At 62.3% G+C, this 23805-nt stretch carries 22 protein-coding genes and 1 pseudogene; 12 read left to right on the top strand and 11 right to left on the bottom strand.

Annotation, left to right across the window (positions count from 1 at the left end; genetic code table 11):
* Nucleotides 1–135 precede the first annotated feature (135 nt).
* Both NCCP436_RS02630 and NCCP436_RS02625 read right to left on the bottom strand, forming a co-directional pair.
* Nucleotides 136–921, bottom strand: coding sequence for an MBL fold metallo-hydrolase (locus NCCP436_RS02630; RefSeq protein WP_220802236.1), 786 nt, complete (start codon nt 919–921; stop codon nt 136–138).
* Nucleotides 922–987: 66 nt separating this feature from the next.
* Nucleotides 988–1878 (bottom strand): acyl-CoA dehydrogenase, encoded by an 891-nt coding sequence (locus tag NCCP436_RS02625; protein ID WP_220802235.1) that lies wholly within the window; start codon nt 1876–1878, stop codon nt 988–990.
* Between the two features lie 146 nt (nt 1879–2024).
* Between NCCP436_RS02625 and olsB the strand changes: the two genes are divergently transcribed.
* On the top strand, nt 2025–2756 hold the full coding sequence (gene olsB / locus NCCP436_RS02620; protein ID WP_220802234.1) for an L-ornithine N(alpha)-acyltransferase: 732 nt from the start codon (nt 2025–2027) through the stop codon (nt 2754–2756).
* A gap of 89 nt (nt 2757–2845) precedes the next feature.
* Complete coding sequence (locus NCCP436_RS02615) at nt 2846–3628, top strand: 1-acyl-sn-glycerol-3-phosphate acyltransferase (protein WP_220802233.1); 783 nt, start codon at nt 2846–2848, stop codon at nt 3626–3628.
* A gap of 7 nt (nt 3629–3635) precedes the next feature.
* Here the strand turns inward: NCCP436_RS02615 and NCCP436_RS02610 are convergent, their stop codons facing one another.
* The 3 genes from NCCP436_RS02610 to NCCP436_RS02600 form a co-directional block, all read right to left on the bottom strand.
* Nucleotides 3636–4484: a universal stress protein gene (locus NCCP436_RS02610; RefSeq protein WP_220802232.1), complete on the bottom strand. Its 849-nt coding sequence runs from the start codon at nt 4482–4484 to the stop codon at nt 3636–3638.
* 353 nt (nt 4485–4837) lie between these two features.
* The gene (locus NCCP436_RS02605; RefSeq protein ID WP_220802499.1) at nt 4838–5437 is read right to left on the bottom strand and encodes an ACP phosphodiesterase; all 600 of its coding nucleotides are present in this window, start codon (nt 5435–5437) and stop codon (nt 4838–4840) included.
* A 129-nt stretch (nt 5438–5566) separates the two neighbouring features.
* On the bottom strand, nt 5567–6415 hold the full coding sequence (locus tag NCCP436_RS02600; RefSeq protein ID WP_220802231.1) for an ATPase: 849 nt from the start codon (nt 6413–6415) through the stop codon (nt 5567–5569).
* A gap of 263 nt (nt 6416–6678) precedes the next feature.
* On the opposite strand from NCCP436_RS02600, the gene NCCP436_RS02595 reads away from it, so the two are divergent.
* Complete coding sequence (locus NCCP436_RS02595) at nt 6679–6966, top strand: hypothetical protein (protein ID WP_220802230.1); 288 nt, start codon at nt 6679–6681, stop codon at nt 6964–6966.
* Here NCCP436_RS02595 and NCCP436_RS02590 read toward each other — a convergent pair.
* Nucleotides 6957–7955, bottom strand: a complete 999-nt coding sequence (locus NCCP436_RS02590; protein WP_220802498.1) for an NAD(P)-dependent oxidoreductase — start codon at nt 7953–7955, stop codon at nt 6957–6959. The two genes, NCCP436_RS02595 and NCCP436_RS02590, sit on opposite strands and share 10 nt — an antisense overlap.
* Before the next feature lie 192 nt (nt 7956–8147).
* Nucleotides 8148–9035 carry a LysR family transcriptional regulator ArgP gene (locus NCCP436_RS02585; protein ID WP_220802229.1) on the bottom strand — a complete coding sequence of 296 codons (888 nt, stop codon included), beginning with the start codon at nt 9033–9035 and terminating at the stop codon, nt 8148–8150.
* Between the two features lie 162 nt (nt 9036–9197).
* On the opposite strand from NCCP436_RS02585, the gene NCCP436_RS02580 reads away from it, so the two are divergent.
* The 4 genes from NCCP436_RS02580 (at nt 9198) to NCCP436_RS02565 (ending at nt 15801) form a co-directional block, all read left to right on the top strand.
* Nucleotides 9198–9800, top strand: coding sequence for a LysE/ArgO family amino acid transporter (locus NCCP436_RS02580; protein ID WP_220802228.1), 603 nt, complete (start codon nt 9198–9200; stop codon nt 9798–9800).
* Nucleotides 9801–10160: 360 nt separating this feature from the next.
* Nucleotides 10161–14096: a trifunctional transcriptional regulator/proline dehydrogenase/L-glutamate gamma-semialdehyde dehydrogenase gene (gene putA, locus NCCP436_RS02575; RefSeq protein ID WP_220802227.1), complete on the top strand. Its 3936-nt coding sequence runs from the start codon at nt 10161–10163 to the stop codon at nt 14094–14096.
* A 315-nt stretch (nt 14097–14411) separates the two neighbouring features.
* Nucleotides 14412–15257, top strand: coding sequence for a DMT family transporter (locus NCCP436_RS02570; protein ID WP_220802226.1), 846 nt, complete (start codon nt 14412–14414; stop codon nt 15255–15257).
* A gap of 52 nt (nt 15258–15309) precedes the next feature.
* Entirely contained in the window at nt 15310–15801 is a 492-nt protein-coding gene (locus NCCP436_RS02565) for an LEA type 2 family protein (RefSeq protein ID WP_220802225.1), read from the top strand.
* A 36-nt stretch (nt 15802–15837) separates the two neighbouring features.
* On the opposite strand, the gene NCCP436_RS02560 is transcribed toward NCCP436_RS02565, so the two are convergent.
* A complete protein-coding gene (locus tag NCCP436_RS02560) occupies nt 15838–16623 on the bottom strand; it encodes a gamma-glutamyl-gamma-aminobutyrate hydrolase family protein (protein ID WP_220802224.1) in 786 nt (261 codons plus the stop codon).
* A gap of 464 nt (nt 16624–17087) precedes the next feature.
* Between NCCP436_RS02560 and NCCP436_RS02555 the strand changes: the two genes are divergently transcribed.
* Together NCCP436_RS02555 and NCCP436_RS02550 are read left to right on the top strand one after the other, a co-directional pair.
* On the top strand, nt 17088–17429 hold the full coding sequence (locus tag NCCP436_RS02555; RefSeq protein WP_220802223.1) for a zinc ribbon domain-containing protein YjdM: 342 nt from the start codon (nt 17088–17090) through the stop codon (nt 17427–17429).
* A gap of 68 nt (nt 17430–17497) precedes the next feature.
* On the top strand, nt 17498–18220 hold the full coding sequence (locus NCCP436_RS02550) for an ABC transporter substrate-binding protein (protein WP_220802222.1): 723 nt from the start codon (nt 17498–17500) through the stop codon (nt 18218–18220).
* Between the two features lie 4 nt (nt 18221–18224).
* Here the strand turns inward: NCCP436_RS02550 and NCCP436_RS02545 are convergent, their stop codons facing one another.
* The 3 genes from NCCP436_RS02545 to NCCP436_RS02535 all read right to left on the bottom strand — a co-directional run bounded on the left by NCCP436_RS02545 (nt 18225) and on the right by NCCP436_RS02535 (nt 21264).
* Nucleotides 18225–18974, bottom strand: coding sequence for a hypothetical protein (locus NCCP436_RS02545; protein ID WP_259651437.1), 750 nt, complete (start codon nt 18972–18974; stop codon nt 18225–18227).
* Nucleotides 18975–19326: 352 nt separating this feature from the next.
* Entirely contained in the window at nt 19327–20349 is a 1023-nt protein-coding gene (locus NCCP436_RS02540; RefSeq protein ID WP_220802221.1) for a ferrochelatase, read from the bottom strand.
* A 12-nt stretch (nt 20350–20361) separates the two neighbouring features.
* Nucleotides 20362–21264: a TIGR01777 family oxidoreductase gene (locus tag NCCP436_RS02535; protein WP_220802220.1), complete on the bottom strand. Its 903-nt coding sequence runs from the start codon at nt 21262–21264 to the stop codon at nt 20362–20364.
* A gap of 216 nt (nt 21265–21480) precedes the next feature.
* On the opposite strand from NCCP436_RS02535, the gene NCCP436_RS02530 reads away from it, so the two are divergent.
* From NCCP436_RS02530 to NCCP436_RS02525, 3 genes and pseudogenes are all read left to right on the top strand, one after another.
* Nucleotides 21481–22467, top strand: a complete 987-nt coding sequence (locus NCCP436_RS02530) for an NAD(P)/FAD-dependent oxidoreductase (RefSeq protein WP_220802496.1) — start codon at nt 21481–21483, stop codon at nt 22465–22467.
* Nucleotides 22451–22661 (top strand): annotated as a pseudogene (locus NCCP436_RS17590) (TIGR02450 family Trp-rich protein). Before NCCP436_RS02530 ends, NCCP436_RS17590 begins: the two are co-directional and overlap by 17 nt.
* Before the next feature lie 191 nt (nt 22662–22852).
* Nucleotides 22853–23803, top strand: a complete 951-nt coding sequence (locus NCCP436_RS02525) for a DUF523 and DUF1722 domain-containing protein (RefSeq protein ID WP_220802219.1) — start codon at nt 22853–22855, stop codon at nt 23801–23803.
* Nucleotides 23804–23805 lie beyond the last annotated feature (2 nt).

Genomic DNA, 23805 nt, shown 5'->3' with positions numbered 1-23805 from the left:
TCCAGAGCGCCATCATCGCTTTACCACTGTGTGTAGTCGGCGACACGTACGCGGTGTGGCCTTTTGCCCACAACCTGCTCCGATTGAAGCACATTAAGCACGCGGCTACATACCGGCTGCGGCATCCAGCGAGAGTTATTTGGGCAACTGGTAGTCCTCAGGGCCCATCAGATCAAGCCCACATTCCAGGTTCTCGACCCAGTACAGAAAAGCGCTGATCATCTCAGCCCCAACGAAAGGCCGGCCGTGCTGCGGCACGATCATCTGCACGTCCATCTCGCGCACCATCGCCGCCCACAGGCGGCAAGCCTTGTTACCGGCCATGTAGCGGCGGTGAAAACCCTCCATGTACGGCACATGGCTGACGAAGTCGCGCACCGGCGTGGCATCGTCCACCAGAGAAGCGCCCATGTCGCCGGAGAAGAGAATCTTGCTGACCGGATCGTAGAGCTGAAAGTTGCCCACCGAATGCAGAAAGTGCGCCGGCACAGCCTTGAGATTGCACTTGCCGAGCGGGATATTCTGACCACGATCCGGCAGGGCGATAATGCGGTCGTAAGTATTGATGCCCCGGCTCAGGGCCAGGTAATTGGCTGTCAGATGGGGCAGGAAACGCGCCCAAAGCTTGGAACAGATTACCCGCGCACGGGTGTGCAGCAGCCACTTGTCCAGAGAGGCAATGATGTCCGGATCCTGGTGCGAGGCAAAGATGTAGGTCAGATCCTGTACCGAGATGTGCTTGGACAGCTCCAGCGACAGGGGTGTATAGGTCAGGTCACCGCCCGGATCGAGCAGCAGGTACTGCTCATGATCGGTAATCAGGAACTGGTTGGACTGAACACCTTCGCCGCTGACCAGGTCATCGAACATAAGGCATTGGTGGCTGCCGTTATCGAACAGCACGATTGGCTCGCGGCGCATGGAAACCTCATAGTCGAAACGCGGAGCGATTCTATGTGCCAGCATTCATTCCGGTACTGATATGGATCAATTGCCTGTGACGCTCTGTCGCGCTTTTTCCAGACGTTTGCTACGGGCCGACTCGGCAATATTCAGTAGCTCCCGGTCGCGCGCCCACAGCACCGACCAGTGTGCCGGTCCGGAAGAGAAGGCGGCGTCTATTTCGCCGGTCAACTGCCGGTACTGGGCAAACAGCCCCGCCAGCAACAGGTGGGTGGTTGCGGCGGCAGGCGATAACCGCGCCACTTCGCTGCAACCTGCCAGCAGAGCCTGTAGCCGCAGTAGCAGGCTCTCGGACCAGGCACACTCGCGACCAACACCGACTATCCAGGCACACAGTGCGGCCAGCACATGCACATCTTCCAGGGTACGAAAGGGCCGCACATAGTCAGTCCAGCCATCCCCGGCCAAACGTTCGCCCTGGGCCTGTTCCAGATGCAGCCGGGCATGTCCGATGTCGGGCATCAACGGCAAGGCCGGAAACGGCACGACCTGCACTCCCGGCGCCCCCCGATGCAGCACGCAGATCACCAGTTGCGGAGTGTCCTCATCTTCATCGACACGGGCGGCCACCAGCAGCCAGTCGGCCGCCTCGGCAGCAGTGACGAAATCCTTGCAACCGCTGACATACGAACCGCAGCTGCGCGTGCTCATGTCCACCGGACGCGTACTGCGCTTCTCAGTCACGCAGAGCGCACCGAGCGTCCAGGGCGCCGCTGGCCACAACACCCGCAGGGCCGCCTGATAGCCGGCAAGGAAGGCAAGCCCCGGCGTGGCCGCCCACAGACCGCCGCTGAGCGCCAGTTCAAAGGGCGCCGGCTTACCGCCACATGCCTCCAACAGACGCCCGTACCAGACCTCCAGACCTTCATCGCCAGCCAGTCGCTCAAACGGCCGGAACAGGATCGACCAGGACATTATGACCTCCCTCGCGGCCGCGCGGGCCACCGTCATACAAGCATCAAAAAAACGTCACATTGCTGACACCGCCACTACCTAGCCTGAGCTTGCCCAACACGATCAGCCGGCCGCAAGCCTTTCGGCCGGTATATGGAGGAACCGGCATGACCCAACCCCCTCGCCGTTTTCAGGCCGAACGTCTGCAGGGGCCTCTTGCCCTGCGACAGGCACAGGCACTGCGCTATCAGGTATTCAGCCATGAGTTCGGCGCCCAGATAACGGGCATCGAACAAGGTCTGGACATGGACGAATTCGATCCCCATTGCCTGCATCTCGGCGTACGCGACCTGCAGAGCGGCGAACTGGTAGCCACCACTCGCCTGCTCGACCGCCGGGCCGCCGCCGACCTCGGGCATTTCTACAGCGAGCAGGAGTTTGCTTTGCATGGTCTGGCCAGTCTTGAAGGGCCACTACTGGAGATCGGTCGCACCTGCGTGGCGCCAGCCTATCGCAACGGTGCCACCATCGCAGTGCTGTGGAGCGAACTGGCCGAAGTGCTGAACGAAGGCGACTATCGCTACCTGATGGGCTGCGCCAGCATCCCCATGCGCGACGGCGGCCTGCAGGCCCACGCAGTGATGCAGCGCTTGCGCGAACGCCACCTGTGCACCGAACACTTGCGGGCCGAACCCAGACACCCGCTGCCGGCGCTGGAGCTGCCTGGCAACCTCATCGCCGAAATTCCGCCTCTACTCAAGGCCTACATGCGCCTGGGAGCACGAATTTGCGGCGAACCCTGCTGGGATCGCGAGTTCCAGGTGGCCGACGTGTTCATCCTGCTCAAGCGCGACGAACTGTGCCCACGCTATGCCCGCCATTTCAAGGCAGCCGTCTGAACCTGCCTGTGCCGAGGATAACGCCTGCTCCCCTTGCATTGATTGCTACACCTCGGTAGACAGTCTGCGGTTTCCACATGGAGCTTGCGATGTCCTCCCTGCGCCTGTCCCTGCGCCTGCTTTATCTGGCGCTAGTGCTTGCCCTTGGCACTCTACTGGCCGCACTGGTCAGCCTTGGCGAACGCCTGCTGCGACGCGACCAGCCGGCCCTGCGCCAGCGTCTGAGTCGCTGGTTTCTCACCTGTCTGCGGCGGGCACTACCGTTTCGCGTAAGCATCGAAGGCAGGCTGCCGGAACAACCCATGCTGTGGGTTGCCAACCACGTATCCTGGACAGACATCCCACTGCTGGGGGCGCTGCAGCCGATCTCCTTTCTTTCCAAAGCGGAAGTGCGCAGCTGGCCGCTGGCCGGCTGGCTGGCACAACAAGGTGGCACGCTGTTCATTCAGCGCGGCGCTGGAGACAGCAACCGAGTCGGCGACCAACTGACCGGTCATCTGCGCCATGGCCGGCCGCTGCTGATTTTTCCTGAAGGCACCACCAGCGACGGCCTGAGCCTGCGTCCTTTCCATGGCCGCCTGCTGGGTAGCGCCATCAGCAGTGGCGTAGCGGTACAGCCAGTGGCTATCCGCTATGTACGTGACGGCCGACCGTGCCCGGTCACTCCCTTTATCGGTGACGACAACATGCTCTCGCACCTGCTGCGCCTGCTTGCCAGCCCATCCTGCGAGGCGCGGATCCACCTGCTGGACCCAATCCCCACCCAGGCGCGCCAACGTAAGGAGCTTGCCCGCCGCAGCCAGGCCGCCATCGCCGCGGCACTGCGTCTGGAAGAGCAGACGCCGCTGCACGAAACCGTCCGCACTGGCTGACAGGGATTCAGCGCACAGGCGGCACGATCAGCGCATCGACACTCTGCGTGGCCAATAGACGGCTGGCGACACTGCCCAGCACCAGCCGCGAGACGCCTTCGCGTGCATGCGTGCCGAGCACCAGCAGATCGGCCCCGGTATTTCTGAGCCCCTCTTCGATCACCGCCTCGGGCGAGCCCATATGTACCTGTACACGCTCGCTGTCGAGGGCCACCTCCTCATCATCCAGGAGCTTTAGCAGTTGCTGATGGCGCTCACGGCTCTGCACTTCCAGCACCTCGGCGCTCAGACCGGCCTCCAGCATCACGCCGGAGGTAATCAGCTCCAGAGCGCTGACCGCGTCGCAATGCCGCGGATCGAGCAAACCCAGTTCACGAGCACGGCGCACAGCCTGCAGAGATACCACCGACGGTTCCAGCGCCAGCAGGGTATGACGGTATTCCGTGGTCACCGGACCGACGACGCGCAGTACTGGCAACAGGCTGCTGCGCACCATTCGCTCAAGTGTAGTGCCGACGAAATAGTCGCTCAGTGAGCCCTTGCCATGATTGCCAACCACCAATAGATCGGCGCCGAAACCCTGAGCGTTTTCGACCACTACACGATGCGGCTCGCCGCTGGCGACGATAACCGATGGCCGACTCCCGGCCTGCTCGCCAAGTTGCTCGGCCTGATCCTGCAGCAGACTTTCAGCCTGGCGCACAGTGCCGGCAATGTCCTCGGGCGAGGAGTCACCAGACACCGCATGCATCAGGCACCACTCACCACCACCCTGACGACGGATCAGCTGCACGGCACGCTGCACCGCATGGGCAGATCGTTCGGAAAGATCCGTGGCCACCATGATCTTGATCATTCTCTACTCCTCCACTGGGATTCATTGCTGATTCCATTGAGCCTCGACCACAGTTACTGGTCCTTGATGCAGATCAGGCTCCGGACAAACAGGCTGGGCAGGGTTCAGAAATTCGACTGTCCAGTACCCGGGCAAAGCCCGATAGCACGGATCGAAAAAGAAATTCCCATAAGAAATCGGCCCACTCGACATATCGACCATGCCTGCTAGCAAACGACTCCGCAACAGGCGCAGCATCCACCTTCCCGACTTCCTGGAGACAAACAGGCTCTGCCGCAGCGACTACCTGACAGGCATCGGGCACACACGAGCCGTTACCGGCAACGGGCTTTCGCCCTGCGGGCCGAGCCGGCTCAGACTGATGAAGCACTCCATACGCACCCGCGCTGGCGATGGGCAAAGTCCATCAGCTCCGGATAGAAGGCGCGGAAGTCGGCACTGAGCGGCTCATACAGGCGCTCCAGCTCGCCCAGGCTGCCATCGAGCAACTGAGGCCGGGACAAACGCCGCTGCATTCCGGCGATCACCTGTTCCAACACTTCAAAATCGCGGTAGCTGCCGAGCCAGTCCTGCGCGGCCATACGTGGCGCCATCAGCGCCAGTCGCCCTGGCAGCCGCGGCTCAGCGATCAGCACCTGATAGACCCGGCTGGTGAACTGTTCCAGAGGCTGCTCGGCGTAGCATCCCCAATCCCGCGCCAGGCAATGATCGAAGAACAGATCTAGCAACATGCCGGCCACGCGCCGCCGCGACTGCGGGAAGCGAGCCCGCGCCCGGATCTGCAAGGGATGACTGTCGGTAAAGGCATCGATACTCCGGTGCAGACGGATAGCCGCCTCGACCTCAGCGGACCAGCAGCCAGCCAGCTGCCCCTTGACGAAGTCGCCATAAAGACTGCCGAGCAGTTGCGCCGGCGTATCGCCGCCGAGATGAAGATGAGCCAGGTAATTCATGTCTGTGGCCGGGAAGTGGCTGTCGCCAGCCCAGTCTACTCCCAGCAGGCAGACACCCGCACAGCGAAGATCGAAACGCCCGGTGACAACGATCAACGCACACGTATCTGCCGGCTCGGGCAGAGGGCTTCAGCGCGCGTCGAGTTGCTGCTGCAGGTTCATCACCTGACTCTGCAAGGTATTGATGTTACGCGTCATCTGTGCCCGGAAGGCGTCGAATTCTGCAGTATTGGGACCGGCGCTTGGCTGCGGACGGTTTTCTATCTCGCTGCGCAGCACCAGCAGATCCTGCTCAAGGCTACGAATGGCCTGGCTCGGATCACCCAGCTTCTTCATCGCTTCGACATCGCCGCCAAGCGACTTCAGGCGGCTGTCGGTCTGAGCCAGCGCCTCACGGCTGGTCTTGATCTCATCGCGCAACGCCTTGATTGCCTCTGGTAACTTCTTCAACTCGGCCTGCTCGCCAATCAGCAGCTGCAGGCGCCTTTCCAGCTCCGCACTGGCGCCCTGACCAGACTTTAGCTCACCCGCCAGTTGCTCCAGCCGCTTGTCCAGCGCCGCCTGAGTGTTTGCATCCTGCTGTTGCTGACGCACCAAATCGCTCAGACGCGCGTCCAGCTTATCGACCGCAAGCTTGAGGGCCTCAGTGCCGCTGGTGACACTCGACTCGGTGGCCACCACCTTGCCGGAAATATCCTGGATACGCCCGGCCGCCTCCTCGCTGATCCGCGCGAAGCTCTCCTGGGTCGCAACCAGGCGCTGCTCCATCAGACCAATCTGCTGCAAACTCCACCAGCCAAGCCCGCCAAGTGCAATGCTCAGCGCCCCAACCAGGGCCCACAGCGGCCCGGTGCTGCTGCCGGATGTTGCAACCTTTCCGGGAGCAGCACGCAGGTTGTGCGGCTCGGCGAGTTCCTCGCGGCGCTCAGGCGTCAGGCTGGGCAGGTGGTCGAGCTCGTCGTGGGCGTCATTGCGCATGTTCAGGCCTATGGTTGCATCGAATGAACGAAACGGGGCTGGCAGTATACCGATTCGCCACTCCCCCGATCAGTACCGCGCCAGCAAGGTGCGCCACGCACCGACAAAGGGCGTGACAGCCCCATCGACCCGACTGAAGCCCCGCAGTTCCGCCGAGTGCGAACTGGTACACACTTTGCTTTCATGCTTGCAAGCGGGGACGCCGCGCACTCAGCGGAGTGCCAGGGCAACCCGTCGCGTCAATCCATAAGGGGGAGATGGCAATGGAACTGACCAGAGAAGTGCTGGACTGTATGAAAGCACTGCGTCGTCGCTTACGCCAAGAGCTGGATCTGGAGATTCACCTGAACCAGCCTGACGCCATCATTTGCCTGTTCGCAGGCAGCCAACAGTGCCTCGACGAGGAAACCCGCCGCCTCGGCCTGCGCCTGGCCGAGCTGTCAAATCTGTCACCACGCCCCGACACGCAAGCGCAGCCGACGGAGGAACCGCCGTCCGCCCAGCCAACCACGGTCATACGCATCTACCGCGGCCAGCGCATCTACGCCTGAGCGCCAGCCTGGGCCTGCCACCAGAGGCAAAACTCATCCAGTGCATCCCACAGGCTGACATTGGGCTGGTAACCGAGCAACTGCCTGGCTCGGTCGATGTTCAGCGAGAAATCGCGTGCCATCACCGCTACCCCCAGACGGAACAAGCTCGGCTCCGGCCGCCACGGCAACAACCGGCAAACACCTTCATTGAGCGCCGCCACGGCATAAGCCAGGGGAAAAGGCACATGCCGAGTGACCCGAGGCAGTTGCAGCCGACGCAGCACGTAATTGACCACATCCCACAGCGGCACCGGGTTACCGTTACTGATGTTGTAGACCTTTCCCAGCGCCTCATCGCCGGCCTGCAGGGCACCCAGCAGTGCCTGGTTGAGGTTGTGAATGCTGGTAAAATCGACCCGGTTCAGGCCATTGCCGATGATTGCCAAACGCCCTTTGCGTTGCATCTCGATCAGCCGTGGAAAGATGCTGGTGTCGCCAGCACCTGTGACGAAACGCGGACGCAGGGCAATGACCTCCAGACCGGACGCCTGGGCTGCGAACACGCGCTGCTCGGCCAGGTACTTGGTGCGTCCGTAATGATCGGAAAAGCGCCGCGGCAATTGCTCCTCGCGCAGGTTCACATGGGCGCGACCGTCGAAGTAGACCGACGGCGAGGACAGATGCACCAGGCGCCGGACACTCTGTTGCAGGCAGCCTTCGATGACGTTTTCGGTAAGCGTCACATTGCCCCGGTAAAAGTGCGCATAGTCGCCCCAGACACCCACGGCCCCGGCGCAATGCACCACGGCATCGACTCCGCGGCACAGCTCCCGAGCCAGCCGGACATCGCCCAAGTCCCCCTGAACGAACTCGGCGCCACGTCCGATCAGGTGCTCCACGCCTTCGGCACGGCGACCATTGACCCGGACTTGCAGGCCCTGTGCAAGAGCGAAGCGGGCAAAACGCCCACCGATGAAACCGCTTGCCCCGGTGACCAGTATCCGCATCATCAACCTCCTGTCCGCCGTCATCACCGGGCTATCGAGGGTGATTCGTGAAAACGCTCAGGGTGCCCGCCTGCATCCACGCCTCAAGCATTGTTGCTCGCCCCTGAACCCTGCCCGCGAAAACTAGCAGTTGTCTGCTCCTGGCGCTCTGGCCCTGCCGGCCATTGCAACGACCCGGGCAACCCATTCGCCTTACTGCACCAGAGCACGACCAGCTGCACGGTTAAGGTGAGCAGTCAGGCCGGCCAGCAACTCGCCACCATGACGCCAGTGATGCCAGTACAACGGCACGTCGATCACCCGTCCGGCGATCAGCTCGCGCAGTTGGCCGCGCTGCAGCGCCTGCGCCACCTGTAGCTCGGGCACCAGCCCCCAGCCAAGGCCAGCCTCGGCCAGCCGCACGAACCCCTCCGAAGACGGGCACAGGTGATGGGAGAAACGCCCATCCAGACCTAGCTCGGCCAGATAGCGGTGCTGCAGGCGGTCGTCCGGGCCGAACACGATACAGGGTGCGTGTGCCAGTGAGTCGGCATCCACCCCCTGATGAAAGTGCCGGGCGATGAACGCCGGACTGGCCACCGCCCGGTAGCGCATCGCCCCCAGCCGCAGACTGCGAGCGCCGGCCACCGGCCGTTCGGCGGCACAGACGCAGCCGGCCACCTCGCCGGCGCGCATGCGCCGGAGGCCGACTTCCTGATCCTCCACCACCAGATCCATCAGTACCTGCCGGCTGGCGCAGAACTCAGCCGTCGCCCCGGCCCACCAGGTAGCCAGGCTGTCGGCGTTGATAGCAATGCGCAGGCGCTCCGGCAGCGCCTGTTCGTCCAGCCCTGGCACCTGCCCCTGCAAATCGCGCTCGAGCAGCCGCACCTGCTGCACATGGTTGAGCAGACGCCGGCCGGTCTCGGTAGGCGTCGGCGGCGTGCCGCGTACCAGCACCGGCTGACCGACCCGCGCCTCGAGCAGCTTGATTCGCTGCGACACCGCCGATTGCGACAGCCCCAGTGCCTGCGCCGCTCGCTCGAAACCGGCCTGCTCCACCACTGCTGCCAGGGCAGCCAGCAGCTTGTAATCAAACAATCGATTCTCCTAATGGATGATCAGCAATATTGGTTTCTCTTATACAGCGACAACCCGCAGACTGACCAGTATCCGCCTCTTTCCACAGGAGTCCGCCATGCCCAGTCGAAACCACCGAGTCCATATGCCTTGCCGGGCGTCCAGCGCCAGGGAGAAGCACTGATGTGGCAGAGCTATAGCAACGGTCTGCTGGTTGCCATCGGCCTTATCATGGCCATCGGGGCTCAGAACGCCTTTGTTCTGGCCCAGAGCCTGCGCCGCGAGCATCACCTGCCGGTGGCCGCCCTGTGCATTTTCTGCGATGCAGTACTGGTGGCCGCCGGGGTCTTCGGCCTGGCCACCCTGCTGGCACAAAGTTCCGTGCTGCTGGCCATCGCCCGCTGGGGCGGCGCCGCCTTCCTCATCGTCTACGGCAGCCAGGCACTGCTGCGCGCGCTTCGTCCACAGTCGCTGCAGGCAGCGCAGAGCAAACCCCGTTCACTGCGTGCGGTGCTACTCGCCACCCTGGCTGTGACCCTACTCAACCCGCACGTCTACCTCGACACCGTGCTGTTGATCGGCTCACTCGGCGCCCAGCAGACCGAGCCCGGAGCCTATGCTGCCGGCGCTGCCAGTGCCTCGCTGCTCTGGTTCGGCACACTCGCCCTTGGCGCTGCCTGGTTAGCGCCCTGGCTTGCCCGCCCGCTGACCTGGCGCCTGATCGATCTGGGCGTGGCCATCATGATGTACAGCGTTGCAGCCCAACTGGTTTTCGACGTCCTGTAACTCCTCTTCTCGCGGTTGCGCAATGCGGCAGCCGCCCACCTCCAGACATAATCGGCACATTCGATCGCCAGGGGCTATCCTCACAGCGAGCGAAGAGTGAAGTCGTAGCGCCCGCTCTATTGCAACCACGGTTGCACCTCACTTTGCGAGACTGCCTCAGAGCTTGATCCTCATTGCGTGCATGACCGCTCAGTAGATCATTCAGAATGCAGCACGCCCCATACAGATCAAGCAGTCAAACGGATTGCTACACTCGCCGAAGCCAATCACAAAAAGGTTGCACCTAGTTGCACCCATGCGCTTGCAGGTTTAATCTCGCAACGTTTTTTGCCGTGCATTACCTGAACAATAGGACTCACCATGGCCACCACGACGCTTGGCGTAAAACTCGACGATGCCACCCGCGAACGCCTGAAGAAGGCTGCACAGTCGATCGACCGCACCCCTCACTGGCTGATCAAGCAGGCTATTTTCAATTACCTGGAACAAATCGAAGGCGGACTGACACCGGCCGAGCGTTCCGGCCTGGCCGCTGCAGCCGGCGAGGAACCGCTGGAGGCGCTGAACGAGGAGGGTGTTCAGGTTTTCCTCGACTTCGCCGAAAGCATCTTGCCGCAGTCGGTACTGCGCTCGGCCATCACCGCCGCCTATCGCCGTCCGGAGAGCGAAGCCGTACCGATGCTGCTGGAGCAGGCACGCCTGCCGCAGGAGCTGGCCGATGCTACCCAAAAGATGGCCCTGGACATTGCCGAGAAGCTGCGCAACCAGAAGAGCACCGGTGGCCGCCAAGGGCTGGTACAGGGGCTACTGCAGGAGTTCTCGCTGTCATCACAGGAAGGCGTCGCCCTGATGTGTCTGGCCGAGGCTCTGCTGCGCATTCCGGACAAGGCCACCCGTGACGCACTGATCCGCGACAAGATCGCCAACGGCAACTGGAGCCAGCACCTCGGTCAGAGCCCATCGATGTTCGTCAATGCCGCCAGCTGGGGCCTGCTGATCACTGGCAAACTGGTTTCCACCCACACCGAAAGCGGCATGACCTCGGCGCTCAACCGCATCATCGCCAAGAGCGGTGAGCCGGTGATCCGCAAGGGCGTGGACATGGCCATGCGCCTGATGGGCGAGCAGTTCGTCACCGGCGAAACCATCGGCGAAGCACTGGCCAATGCCACCACCCTTGAGGCCAAAGGCTTCCGCTATTCTTACGACATGCTTGGCGAAGCGGCACTGACCGAGGAGGACGCCCGTCGCTACCTGGCTTCCTACGAGCAGGCCATCCACGCCATCGGAAAGGCCTCGCACGGCCGCGGCATCTATGAAGGCCCGGGCATCTCCATCAAGCTTTCGGCCCTGCACCCGCGCTACAGCCGCGCCCAGTATGAGCGGGTGATGGACGAGCTGTACCCGACCCTGCTGAGCCTGACCCAGCTTGCACGCCAGTACGACATCGGCATCAACATCGACGCCGAGGAAGCAGATCGCCTAGAGCTGTCGCTGGATCTGCTCGAGCGCCTGTGCTTCGAGCCGAGCCTGGCCGGCTGGAACGGCATCGGTTTCGTCATCCAGGCCTACCAGAAGCGCTGCCCGTACGTGATCGACTACATCATCGACCTGGCCAAGCGCAGCCGCCACCGCCTGATGATCCGCCTGGTCAAGGGCGCCTACTGGGACAGCGAGATCAAGCTGGCCCAAGTCAATGGCCTGGAAGGCTACCCGGTGTACACCCGCAAGCCGTACACCGATGTCTCCTACATCGCCTGTGCGCGCAAGCTGCTGGCCGCGCCGGAAGCCATCTACCCGCAGTTCGCCACCCATAACGCCCACTCGCTGTCGGCCATCTATCACCTGGCCGGACAGAATTACTACCCGGGCCAATACGAGTTCCAGTGCCTGCATGGCATGGGCGAACCGCTCTACGAACAGGTAGTGGGCAAGATTGCCGACGGCAAGCTGAACCGCCCGTGCCGCATCTATGCACCAGTGGGCAGCCACGAGACGCTGCTGGCCTACCTGGTGCGTCGTCTGCTGGAAAACGGCGCCAACACCAGCTTCGTCAACCGCATCGCCGACCACAGCATCTCTCTCAAGGAGCTGGTACTCGACCCGGTACAACAGGTCGAGCAGATGGCCGCCCAGGAAGGTACCATCGGCCTGCCGCATCCGCGCATCCCGCTGCCGCGGGATCTGTACGGCAAGGCCCGGGTCAACTCCGCCGGCCTCGACCTGGCCAACGAACACCGTCTCGGCTCGCTGTCCTCGGCCCTGCTGTCGAGCGCACACCAGAGCTACCTGGCCGAGCCCATGCTCGGCGAGCCTGGCAACCGCGCCGGAGAGCCGCTGCCGGTACGCAACCCGGCCGACCACCGCGACTTGGTCGGCCATGTGCGTGAGGCCAGTCTCGAGGACGTAGACTGCGCACTGAACTGCGCGCTGGCCAGCGGCCCGATCTGGCAATCGACCCTGCCGACCGAACGCGCCACCGTACTGGAGCGCGCCGCCGATCTGATGGAAGCCGAACTGCAGCAACTGATGGGCCTGCTGGTACGCGAATCCGGCAAGACCTTCGCCAACGCCATTGCCGAAGTGCGCGAGGCAGTGGACTTCCTCCGCTACTACGCGGCCCAGGCGCGAGGTTTTGGCAACGACAGCCACCGCCCACTGGGCCCGGTGGTGTGCATCAGCCCATGGAACTTCCCGCTGGCGATCTTCACCGGTCAGGTGGCTGCAGCCCTGGCTGCCGGCAACACCGTGCTGGCCAAGCCGGCCGAACAGACCCCGCTGGTCGCCGCCCAGGCCGCGCGCATCCTGCTGGAAGCCGGCGTGCCGAGCGGCGCCGTACAACTGCTGCCGGGCCGTGGCGAAACCGTCGGTGCGCGTCTGGTGGGTGACGAGCGGGTACGCGGCGTAATGTTCACCGGCTCCACCGAAGTGGCAGGAATCCTCCAGCGCAATATCGCCGGACGTCTCGACGCTCAGGGCCGCGCCATCCCGCTGATTGCCGAGACCGGCGGCCTGAATGCCATGATTGTCGACTCCTCGGCGCTAACCGAGCAGGTGGTGCAGGATGTAATCGCCTCCGCCTTCGACAGCGCCGGCCAGCGCTGTTCGGCCCTGCGCGTGCTGTGCGTGCAGGAAGACGTCGCCGAGCGCGTACTGACCATGCTCAAAGGCGCCATGGCCGAGTACGCCGTGGGCAATCCGGAGCGCCTGAACACCGACATAGGTCCTGTAATCGACGCCGAAGCCAAGGCCGGCATCGAAAAACACATCCAGCAGATGCGCGACGAGGGGTGCAAGGTGTATCAACTGGCGCGCGCCGACGGCGAATGCATCAAGCGCGGCACCTTCGTGCTGCCGACCCTGATCGAACTGGACAGCTTCGACGAACTCAAGCGCGAGATTTTCGGCCCGGTGCTGCACGTGGTGCGCTACGCCCGCGCCGATCTTGACCAACTGCTGGAGCAGATCAACGCCAGCGGTTACGGCCTAACCCTCGGCGTGCATACCCGCATCGACGAAACCATCGCTCAGGTGGTCGACTCGGCCCGCGTCGGCAATCTCTACGTCAACCGCAACATTGTCGGTGCTGTGGTCGGCGTGCAACCGTTCGGTGGCGAGGGTCTGTCCGGCACCGGCCCCAAGGCCGGCGGCCCGTTGTACCTCTACCGGCTGCTTTCGACCCGCCCACAGGACGCCGTAGCACGCCAACTGCAGGACGATGAGAAAGAAGCCGTGCCGGTGCCGACCGAACTGGAGCAGGCGCGCAGCGCCTTTGCCGAGTGGGCCGGCCAGCACGAAACTGCCATCGCCGAGCTGTTCTCCCGCTACTGCGCGCTGTCGCTGAGCTACAGCAGTCGCCAACTGACCGGCCCGACCGGTGAGCGCAACAGCTACACCCTGCTACCACGCGAGCATGTGCTTAACCTGGCCGACGAGCGCAGCGATCTGCTGGCCCAACTGGCCGCAACCCTGGCGGTCGGCAGCCGCGCCGTCTGGCTGGAAAGCCAGCGGGCCCTGCACGACGAACTGCCGCAGGCCGTACAGCAGCGCATCCAGCTGGTGGCGGACTGGAGCGCTGAGGAGCTGACTCTCGACGCCATCCTGCACCATGGCGACTCGGATCAGTTGCGCGCGGTGTGCGAACAGGCCGCTCAGCGCCAGGGCGCCATCGTCAGCGTGCACGGGCTGGGCCGGAGCGAGACCGATATCCCGCTGGAGCGCCTGTTGGTGGAACACGCGCTGTCGGTCAATACCGCAGCGGCTGGCGGCAACGCCAGCCTTATGACCATCGGCTGATACCAAGCCAACCTGCTGCCGTGGAAAGCTGACTGAAAGCTTGCCACGGCATGCTTGCTACACATGGTGCAACTGCCTGCAGGGGTTACCCGCCCGGCACCATGCCCTTCTCCTGCGACCTTTGCGGTCTGCGCCCGCCTACCCGGCAGGCGCCCCGGGCGGGGCTACCAGCCCCGCCCTTCCTCTCCCTACTCCGGCTCACGGCACTGCAGCGCAACCAAAGCAGAAGCCGTGTGAGACCTTCTTCCTATCCATTTCACTCAACGACTGTGCTTAGCTCAATCCCATCTCCGGACCTCCACCTCAGGATGGATGATGACCTCCCGCACCCTGCTGCTTACCGCCCTGACCATGCTCGCCTTTGCCGGCAATTCGCTACTCTGTCGCCTGGCGCTACGGGAAACCGCCATAGACGCCGCCAGCTTCACCGCCGTCCGCCTGCTTTCCGGTGCACTGATGCTTTGCCTGCTGCTTCGGATGCGCCAGCCACGAGCGGCGATGGCCGGCAGCTGGGCCGGCGCCGGCGCACTGTTCACCTATGCAGCCTGCTTCTCGTTCGCTTACCTGCAACTGGATGCCGGCGCTGGCGCCTTGCTGCTGTTCGGCGCAGTACAACTGAGCATGCTGCTGTGGGGGCTGTACCAGGGCGAACGACTGAATCTTCCCGGTGTCGCCGGCACCCTGCTGGCCAGCGCCGGCCTGCTTGTCCTGCTGTTGCCAGGTACCGACACCCCTCCACCGACAGCCGCCCTGCTGATGCTAGTGGCTGGCGTGGCCTGGGGCGCCTACTCCCTGCTCGGCCGCAACCAGGGTGAAGCACTGGCCGTTACCACCGGCAATTTCCTGCGAGCCACTCCACTGGCCATGCTGCTTGTCCTGACTCTGCTGTCACGCTTGGAGTGGGACGAACCCGGTCTGTTCTACGCCATACTTTCGGGCGCGCTCACTTCCGGCATCGGCTATGCCATCTGGTACAGCGCCCTGCCCGGACTACGCGCCAGCCAGGCTGCCACGGTACAACTGAGTGTGCCGGCCATTGCCCTGCTCGGCGGCAGCCTGCTGCTGGATGAAGAACTGACACTGCGTCTGTTGCTGGGTAGCATCGCGATCCTTGGCGGCATCGCCCTGGTGCTGAAACAGCGGCAGCGCGCAGGGAGCTAATGACCGATGCGGCGGTCTATCCTCCCATCATCGACCCGCCGGGAAACTCGTCATGCCTCGATTGCTTCGTTTCGGCTCCTGCCTGCTACTGTTCGCCAGTCTGTGCGCCTGCACCAGCCTGACCGGCCGCGACCCTTTGCGGGTCGATCTGGTTGGTCTGGAGCCACTGCCCGGACAAGGCCTGGAGGCACGCTTCGCAGTAAAACTGCGGGTGCAAAACCCCAATGACAGCGCCGCCCGCTTCACTGGAGTGGCGCTGAATCTGGAGGTCAATGGTCAGCCGCTGGCCAGCGGCGTCAGTGATCAGGGCGGCAGCGTGCCACGTTTCGGAGAAACCGTTCTCAGCGTACCGCTGAGCATCTCGGCGTTTTCGGTGCTGCGCCAGGCCTGGGGCGCGGCTGGCTACCGTCCGGGCCAGCCGCTGCCATATGCCTTGCATGGCAAGCTGGCCGGTGGGCTGTTCTCCACACACCGCTTCAGCAGCAGCGGCACGCTCGACTGGCCCACCACGACCAGCCCCTACCGTACCGAGCCGACGCCCTAAGAGCTACAGGAAAGGCGCCGCTGCTCCTGCCATACTTCAGCAAGCGTCGCGCTTTTCCGCCTGGCGACGGCAGGCCTCGCCGAAGGCCTGGAAGATTTTGATCGAATCGGGGTTCTGTGCCGCCTGCCACTCCGGGTGCCACTGCACTGCAAGCAGGAAGGACGACAGACTTGGCGCATGAATCGCCTCGATCAGGCCATCCTCGGCAGTAGCCAGGACTTCCAGCCCCTTACCCAGCGTACGGATTGCCTGGCCGTGCAGGGAGTTGACCCTGATCTCCTCCTGGCCAAGCAGTTCGGCAAACCAACTGCCGGGCACAGGACGCACGCTATGGCGTGGCGCATACTGCACCTCTACCGGATCGTCCGGGTTCTCCCGGTGGTCATTGAAGCCGGGCTCGGCATACACCTTCTGGTAGATGTCGCCACCGAGCGCCACATTGATTTCCTGCAACCCTCGGCAGATGCCGAACAGCGGCAGGCCACGCTCAATGGCGGCACGAATGAGCGGCAAGTCGAACAGATCGCGGTCGCGATCCTGAGCCTTACCCGGGGTCTGGTTTTCCTGTCCGTATAGGGCCGGATCAATGTTGCTGCCGGCACCGGTCAGGTACACGCCGTCAGCCATATCCAGATACTGCTGCAGATCATCCGTGCCGCAGCAGGTGGGTACCAGCACCGGCACGCAGCCGGAGAACTCCACCAGAGGACGGATGTATTTGTGAGTCATCACCTGATAGTCATGCCCTTTGCGCTCCTGAGCGCCCATGGACATCAATACAACGGGTTTGCGGGGGGTATTGCGATTCTTGTTGTCGGACATACGTCACCTTGAGACAGGCCGGGCCTATCGTTGCTGTGCAGTCTTCCGACGGCAGCCGGCGGTACGCCTGCCGTCTCGGATCAACTGTTTGGCTAACCCCGTGCACCCTGGCCGCTCCAGAGCCGAGGTACCACCTTCCGACGGCGGCTCGAACCGGGCCACCCCCTCCCTGGAGCGGGCTGAACACGCATTGCCCGGCACCCGATTCGGCAACGAGATCTGCCCCCAGTCTGCCCGAGCCGTAAAATATGTCAAACATTTCAGAAGTTAGATATCAGATTTTCCGTCATCAATAGCCGGAACCACCCGTATAAACGCTGCTTTATCTGTCCCTCTTTTCTGCCTCATCCTGAAGGGTCCAATATTTTAAACACCTACCTAAACAGCAAACCTATCGGGCTGCAGCCTGGCGCGGCAAAACCCTATACAATCTGCGGTTTTAATCCAACAACTGAGGACTCGCCTTGACCAGCCTGCCCCCCTGCCCCAAATGCAACTCCGAATACACCTACGAAGACGGCGGTCACCTGATCTGCCCCGAGTGCGCGCATGAGTGGAGCGCAGGCGAAAGTGCCGATGCGCAGGACGATGTGCGTGTTATCAAGGACTCGGTAGGCAACCTGCTGCAGGATGGCGACACTGTTACCGTCATCAAGGATCTCAAGGTCAAGGGCTCTTCACTGGTGGTCAAGGTTGGCACCAAGGTGAAAAATATCCGCCTGGTCGACGGCGACCACGATATCGACTGCAAAATCGATGGAATCGGCGCCATGAAGCTCAAGTCTGAGTTTGTCCGCAAGGTCTGATGCATTCGTCGACTTTCCTCCGGGTAAATGTCAGCTAGCCTGATGACATCCCTTGCGAGGAAAACGATATGCGTTACCTACTGTTCGTCCTGCTGGTTCTTTCCAGCGTCGCCGCCGCCGAAGCCTGGCAGGTGGCGGGTGACGAGCAGTTTGCTCCCTACAGTTTCGTCAGCGGCATGGACGACATCCCCCGAGGGCTGGATGTCGAGCTAGTCGAAGCAGTGTTGAAGGAAGCCGGGGTGCCGTACGTGATACGCCTGTACCCCTGGCAGCGGGTCAAGCGCATGCTCGACCGCGGCGAAGTGGACATGGCCTTCCAGTTCGCCGATACCCCGCTGCGCCGGCAGCAGTACGACTTGGTCGGCCCGCTGCGCAGCGGCTCGACCGTATTCATGAGCAGTAACAGAACCCTCCTGAAAGACTGGCAAAGCCTGGAAGACCTGACTCCCTACGTGATCGGCCAGGTACGTGGCTATGCCTATGAGGAAGTTTTCGACAGCACCGAACTGGCCCGAGACAGCAGCGCGCACAATCCACGTCAGCTGGTTTCGATGCTACTGGCCGGACGCATCGACGTAATTGTCGGCGATCGCCTGCAACTGCTGCATTTCATCCACGAGCAGCGTGCCCTGGAGCAGGTACGCATCCTGCCACGCCCACTGACCGAGATGCAGCGCTTTGTTGCCTTCGCCAAGGGAGATAAAGAACGCGCACGCCTGTTTGCCGAGGCTCTTGCACGCCTACGCAGCAACGGCACGCTGAATGCCATCGAGCAGCGCTGGACGCGCTGAAAGCCTACTGAACCGGCAAAAAGTTCAATAGCAACAGACTTTGCGCATAGTTGGCCCCCATGCGCCGATAACGCTCCTCCAATACATGGGTGAGCAAATCGAGCCGCGCCACTATCTTGCCGAACTCCACCGCATAGCTGAGGTTGCTGCCCTGCTCGGAAACTTCGTTGGACAGCAGCAGCAGCCGGCCCTCGGCATCGCGCCGCTGGCCCAGCATCCAGGCAGCCTTCTCCAGGTTGCGCGCGGCATTGTGGATAAACTCGGCGTTAAAGCTGTCGGTCAGGTAGAACTCGGTGCGTCCGCCATGGGCCGTCACCAACATACTGCCCAGTGCGTAAGTGAAGGCCGCCACCCGGTCTCCCTGAAAACCGGGACTCAGCGCATAGTCCAATGCCGCAATATCGCGCCGGCCGCCCAGGGTCGGCCAGTCCTGGTTGTTCTCGATGGCATGATGAATCGCCCGTTCTGCGGCGGCGCGATCCGGCATGCCGCTCTTGCGCCACTCACGCGGATTGCGCTGATAGAGCTTGTTCATCAGCCGGTAGAGGCTGTTGAGGTTGTTGCGCATGGCCAACGTCGCCATACGATCTACGTCTGTTTGCAGTAACTCGCCCGGTTTCACCGGATTGCGCGAGTGCACAATGGTGTCGTTATCCAACCGACCACTGCAGCCGACCAACAGCGTCACCAGTCCGAGCCACAGCCAGCGGCTGCAGCCTATTCTCCTTGTATGCCCGCCCTTGGCTCCAGACATTCTTCCATCGTCCATCCCGAGTTTCCCTTCCAAGCAGACCATCAGCATGGCACCCGCTTTGTCCAGCAGCCTCATTAAAGCGCAAAAGTTTCCCTATGACCCGCATCTATCAAATAGTTCATGCGGGCTCATATCACTGTTCCAGTCGTTTGAGACTCTTGCGATAGGAACTGCGGCTCTTGACCAGCGGCACGATGGAAACCATTACCAGCAAACAGGTAACCAGCAGATTGGGAATCTACCGATCAACGAGCGACAGGACGCAGGCCACTATCAGGATGAAGACGCTGCCCCAGGCACGGGCATTGGCGGGAATGCCCGTGCGACATTCCGCTGTCGGGCAGATAAAGCATCAGGCCTGCCGCGGCGCCCGCTCGCAGAGCGCCGCCAGGGCAGCCACCCATTGCGGATGGTCGTTTAGGCAGGGCACCAACTGCAGGCTCTCCCCACCGGCTTCGATGAACTGCTCACAACCGCGCAGGCCGATTTCCTCCAGCGTTTCAATGCAGTCGGCAACGAAGGCAGGACACATTACCAGCAACTTCTTCACACCCTGCGCAGCCAGTTCATCGAGGCGATTCTCTGTATAGGGCTCAATCCACTTGGCCTTGCCCAGACGCGACTGGAAGCTTACGGACCACTGATCGGGACGTAACCCCATACGCTCAGCGAACAGCTCGGCACTGCGCAGACACTGTGCCCGATAGCAGTGCTCAAGCACGGTGGCATCGGCACGTCGACAGCAATCCTCACCCTTCAGACAGTGGCCGCTGGCATCGCGCTTGTGCAGGTGGCGCTCCGGCAGACCATGAAAGCTCAGCAGCAGGTGATCGAAACCCTGCTCCAGATAAGGTTTGGCACTGGCCACCAGTGCATCAAGGTATTCCGCCTGCTCCCAGAACGGCGACAGGATCGACAGGCGCAATCCCGGCGCATGCTCGCGCAATGCTTGCCGGGCTGCCTCGATCACGGTGGTCGTGGTGCTGTCAGCAAAGTGCGGATACAGCGGCGCCAGGGTAACTTCCCGTACTCCCTGAGCGGCCAGGCGGCGTACCGCCGACTCGATGGACGGCTCTCCATAGCGCATCGCCAGCTCCACCGGCCCGTGCTGCCACTGCTCCCGCATCGCTTCCTGCAAACGGCGACCGAGTACGATCAGCGGCGAACCTTCGTCCCACCAGATGGAAGCATAGGCATGCGCCGACGCAGCCGGCCGCCGGATCAGGATCATCGATACCAGCAGGCGGCGCAGCGGCCAGGGCAGATCGACCACATAAGGATCCATCAGAAACTGATTCAGGTAACGGCGGACGTCAGCCACCTCGGTGGAGGCTGGCGAGCCGAGGTTAACCAGTAGCAGGGCGTGATCGGTCATGGAAAATCCTAGTCAGTGATGGCTCAGCAAATCCACCAGAGCCACATCCAGATGGGTAAAACGAAAGCTGAAGCCTGCCTCCAGCAAGCGAGTCGGCACGGCACGCTGACCGCCCAGCAACAACTCGGACATTTCCCCGAGCGCGGCACGCAGAACAAACCCCGGCGACGGCAACAGTGTGGGCCGACTCAGTACCTGCCCAAGCGCCTTACTGAATTCGGCATTGCGCACCGGCGTGGGCGCGCAGGCATTATAAGGACCGCGAGCATCACTCTGCTGCAAGAGAAAATCGATCAGGGCGATTTGATCGGCAATGTGAATCCACGACATCCACTGCCGGCCATTGCCGAGTCGACCGCCCAACCCCAGCCTGAACGGCAGCAGCAGGCGCTTGAGCATGCCGCCGTCGGAACTCAGTACCAGCCCTGTGCGCAACCGCACCACACGGACGCCCAGTGCTTCGGCGCGTAGTGCAGTCTCCTCCCAGGCACCACAAAGCCGAGCAGCGAAATCGTCGGTTACCGGCGCTGTGCTTTCGCTCAGTTCCCTCTCACCACCATTGCCATACCAGCCCACCGCTGAGCCGGATATCAGCACTGCCGGAGGTTGCGTTCGTGCCTGCAACCAGCTCAGCAGCTGTTCGGTCAAACCGATACGGCTGGACCACAGCAGCCCCTTGCGCTTGCTGCTCCACGGCCTGTCGGCAATCGGCGCGCCAGCCAGGTTGATCACCGCATCCACAGAATCCTCAGCCAGTTCGTCGAGCCGGGCAATACCGCGTACACTGACACCACAGAGGCGCGCAACTTTGCCTGGCTCACGACTCCAGACAGTCAGCCGATGGCCCCGCTCGATCCAATGGACACAAAGCGCCCGACCGATCAGCCCAGTACCGCCGGTCAGCAGGATGTGCATGACATCGTCCTCGCTTGGCAATGCAAGGGATATTCACCTCAACGGCGCCGAAGTCACTCGGCTGGTACATAACGCCACACGCCTTTATCGATTGCCACCTTTGTCCTAAACCTAGAACAAGGGAACGCAACTTTCGGCTACAGCTGTACATGAAAACATTCTTGTACAGCTTTTGTCCAAAATTTAGCCTGTACGGCATTGTGCGCTGACGAGGTAATCATGCCCCCCATCGCCGTCATTGGCACCGGCATCGCAGGACTTTCGGCAGCCCAGGTACTGCATGCGGCAGGCCAGAGCATTGAACTGTTCGACAAGAGTCGCGGTAGCGGCGGGCGCATGGCAAGCAAACGCAGTGAAGCCGGCAGCCTGGATCTCGGTGCGCAATACTTCACCGCACGCGACCGACGCTTCGTCGAAGTCGTGCAGCAATGGCAGACTCGCGGCTGGGTCACGCAGTGGCAGCCGAGCCTGTACAACGCCCAGGACGGACAACTGAGCACATCACCAGACGAACAGGTACGCTGGGTAGGCATCCCGCACATGAGCGCCATCACCCACGCCATGCTCGACACTCTGCCGGCCCGTTTCAACTGCCGCATCACCGAAGTGTTCCGCGGCGACCGCTACTGGAACCTACTGGATGCGGACGGCAACAGCTACGGCCCCTACAGTCAGGTCATCATTGCCATCCCCGCACCGCAAGCCACCTCCTTGCTGGCGGCAGCCCCAAAACTGGCCGGAGCCGCTGCCAGCGTAGCCATGGAACCGACCTGGTCCGTGGCACTTGGTTTCAACAGCGCACTGGACACACGCGTGGAGGGCTGCTTCGTGCAGGACAGCTCGCTCGATTGGCTGGCCCGCAACCACAGCAAACCCGGCCGCAACAAACAGCTTGATACTTGGGTGCTGCACGCCAGCAGTGCCTGGAGCCGGCAGCATCTGGATCTGTCCGGAGAGGCCGTGATCGAGCAACTACATGGAGCTTTTGCTGAACTGATTGGCTGCGCGGTTCCGCCACCGAGTTTCACACTCGCCCACCGCTGGCTCTACGCTCGTCCCGCGCAGTCGCACCAATGGGGCGCGCTGGCCGACGCAGATCTAGGCCTGTATGCCTGTGGCGACTGGTGCCTATCCGGTCGTGTTGAAGGTGCCTGGCTCAGCGGCCAGGAGGCCGCGCGCCGCCTGCTTGAACACCTGCAATGACGTAGCATCCGGCAAACGCCGTGCACACCCGCGCAGGCTGCTGCTGTCGAAGTGGACGGCAGCCTGCCCGGAGAATCGTGAACGCCGCTTCCCGGCTACCGCGCCGATCCGCGACAACGCCAACAAGATCCTCGGCATCAAGCTTCAGACAGTGCTCAGTCAAGCTCGACTGGCGTCAACTGCAAGACAGCTAGCACTGGCTGCTGGGCTGGCACGCCCCCATTTTCCACCGCTTCTGCAATAGGGTCATCCGCCTGGCCACTGACGGTCGCATGCAAAAATCGATACAAATGTTGTACATAACATTTGTACTTGCACAAGAAGCTCCCTATGATGAAAAAACTGTACAAAGTTAATCTTATGTACAACTTTGTAAGACCAAATTATGCGAGCGAGCAAAGTCAAACTGGGCATCAGTGCATGCCTGCTGGGCGCGGAGGTGCGCTACAACGGCGGCCACAGGCTGTCACGCCTGTGCAGCAGCAACCTGAGCGAATATTTCGACTTCATCTCTGTCTGCCCGGAAGTCGGTATCGGCATGCCAATACCGCGCGAGCCGATACGACTGGTCGGTAATCCACTGGCACCGCGTGCCGTCGGCACCGTTGATCACTCACGCGATGTCACCAATGCACTCTCCACCTACGCCGAACGCATGGCAGTCGAGCTCCAGGGCATCAGCGGCTACATATTCATGCAGCAGTCGCCCTCCTGTGGCCTGGAGCGAGTCAAGGTGCACCAGGAAGGCGGACAGCCGAGCAAACCTGGCCGCGGCATCTACGCTGCTGCCTTCTGCAGGCGCCATCCGGATCTGCCGGTGGAGGAGGATGGCCGGCTCAACGACCCGGTGCTGCGCGAGAACTTCATCACCCGCGTCTACACGTACGCCGAGTGGCAGCATCTGCTGCAACAAGGTCTGACACGCCGCGCACTGATCGCCTTTCATTCGCGCTACAAATACCTGCTGATGGCTACCGATCCGGTGCGCTACAAGTCGCTCGGGCGCCTGCTCGGAGAGCTGAACCGACATGATCTCGGCGAACTGGCGCCGCATTATTTCCGCGAGCTAATGAGCGCCTTGAAGCAATGCGCCACGCGCAGCACCCACAGCAATGTGCTGCAGCATCTGAGCGGCTATCTCAAACGCGTTCTCAGCTCTGACGAGAAGCAGGAAATGAAACAACTGATCGGCCAGTACCGCGAGGGCATTGTGCCGCTAGCAGTACCACTGACACTGCTCAAACACCATTTTCGCCGCCATCCGGATTGCTACATCGCTGAACAGGCTTACCTGCAGCCACATCCCGAACCTCTTGCCCCGAGCAACGCGCTATAACG

The sequence above is a fragment of the Pseudomonas sp. NCCP-436 genome (assembly GCF_019656335.1).
In the GTDB taxonomy this organism is placed as follows: domain Bacteria; phylum Pseudomonadota; class Gammaproteobacteria; order Pseudomonadales; family Pseudomonadaceae; genus Aquipseudomonas.
Note: the sequence above shows the minus strand (reverse complement) of the source record. Positions and strands in the feature narration are given on the sequence as shown.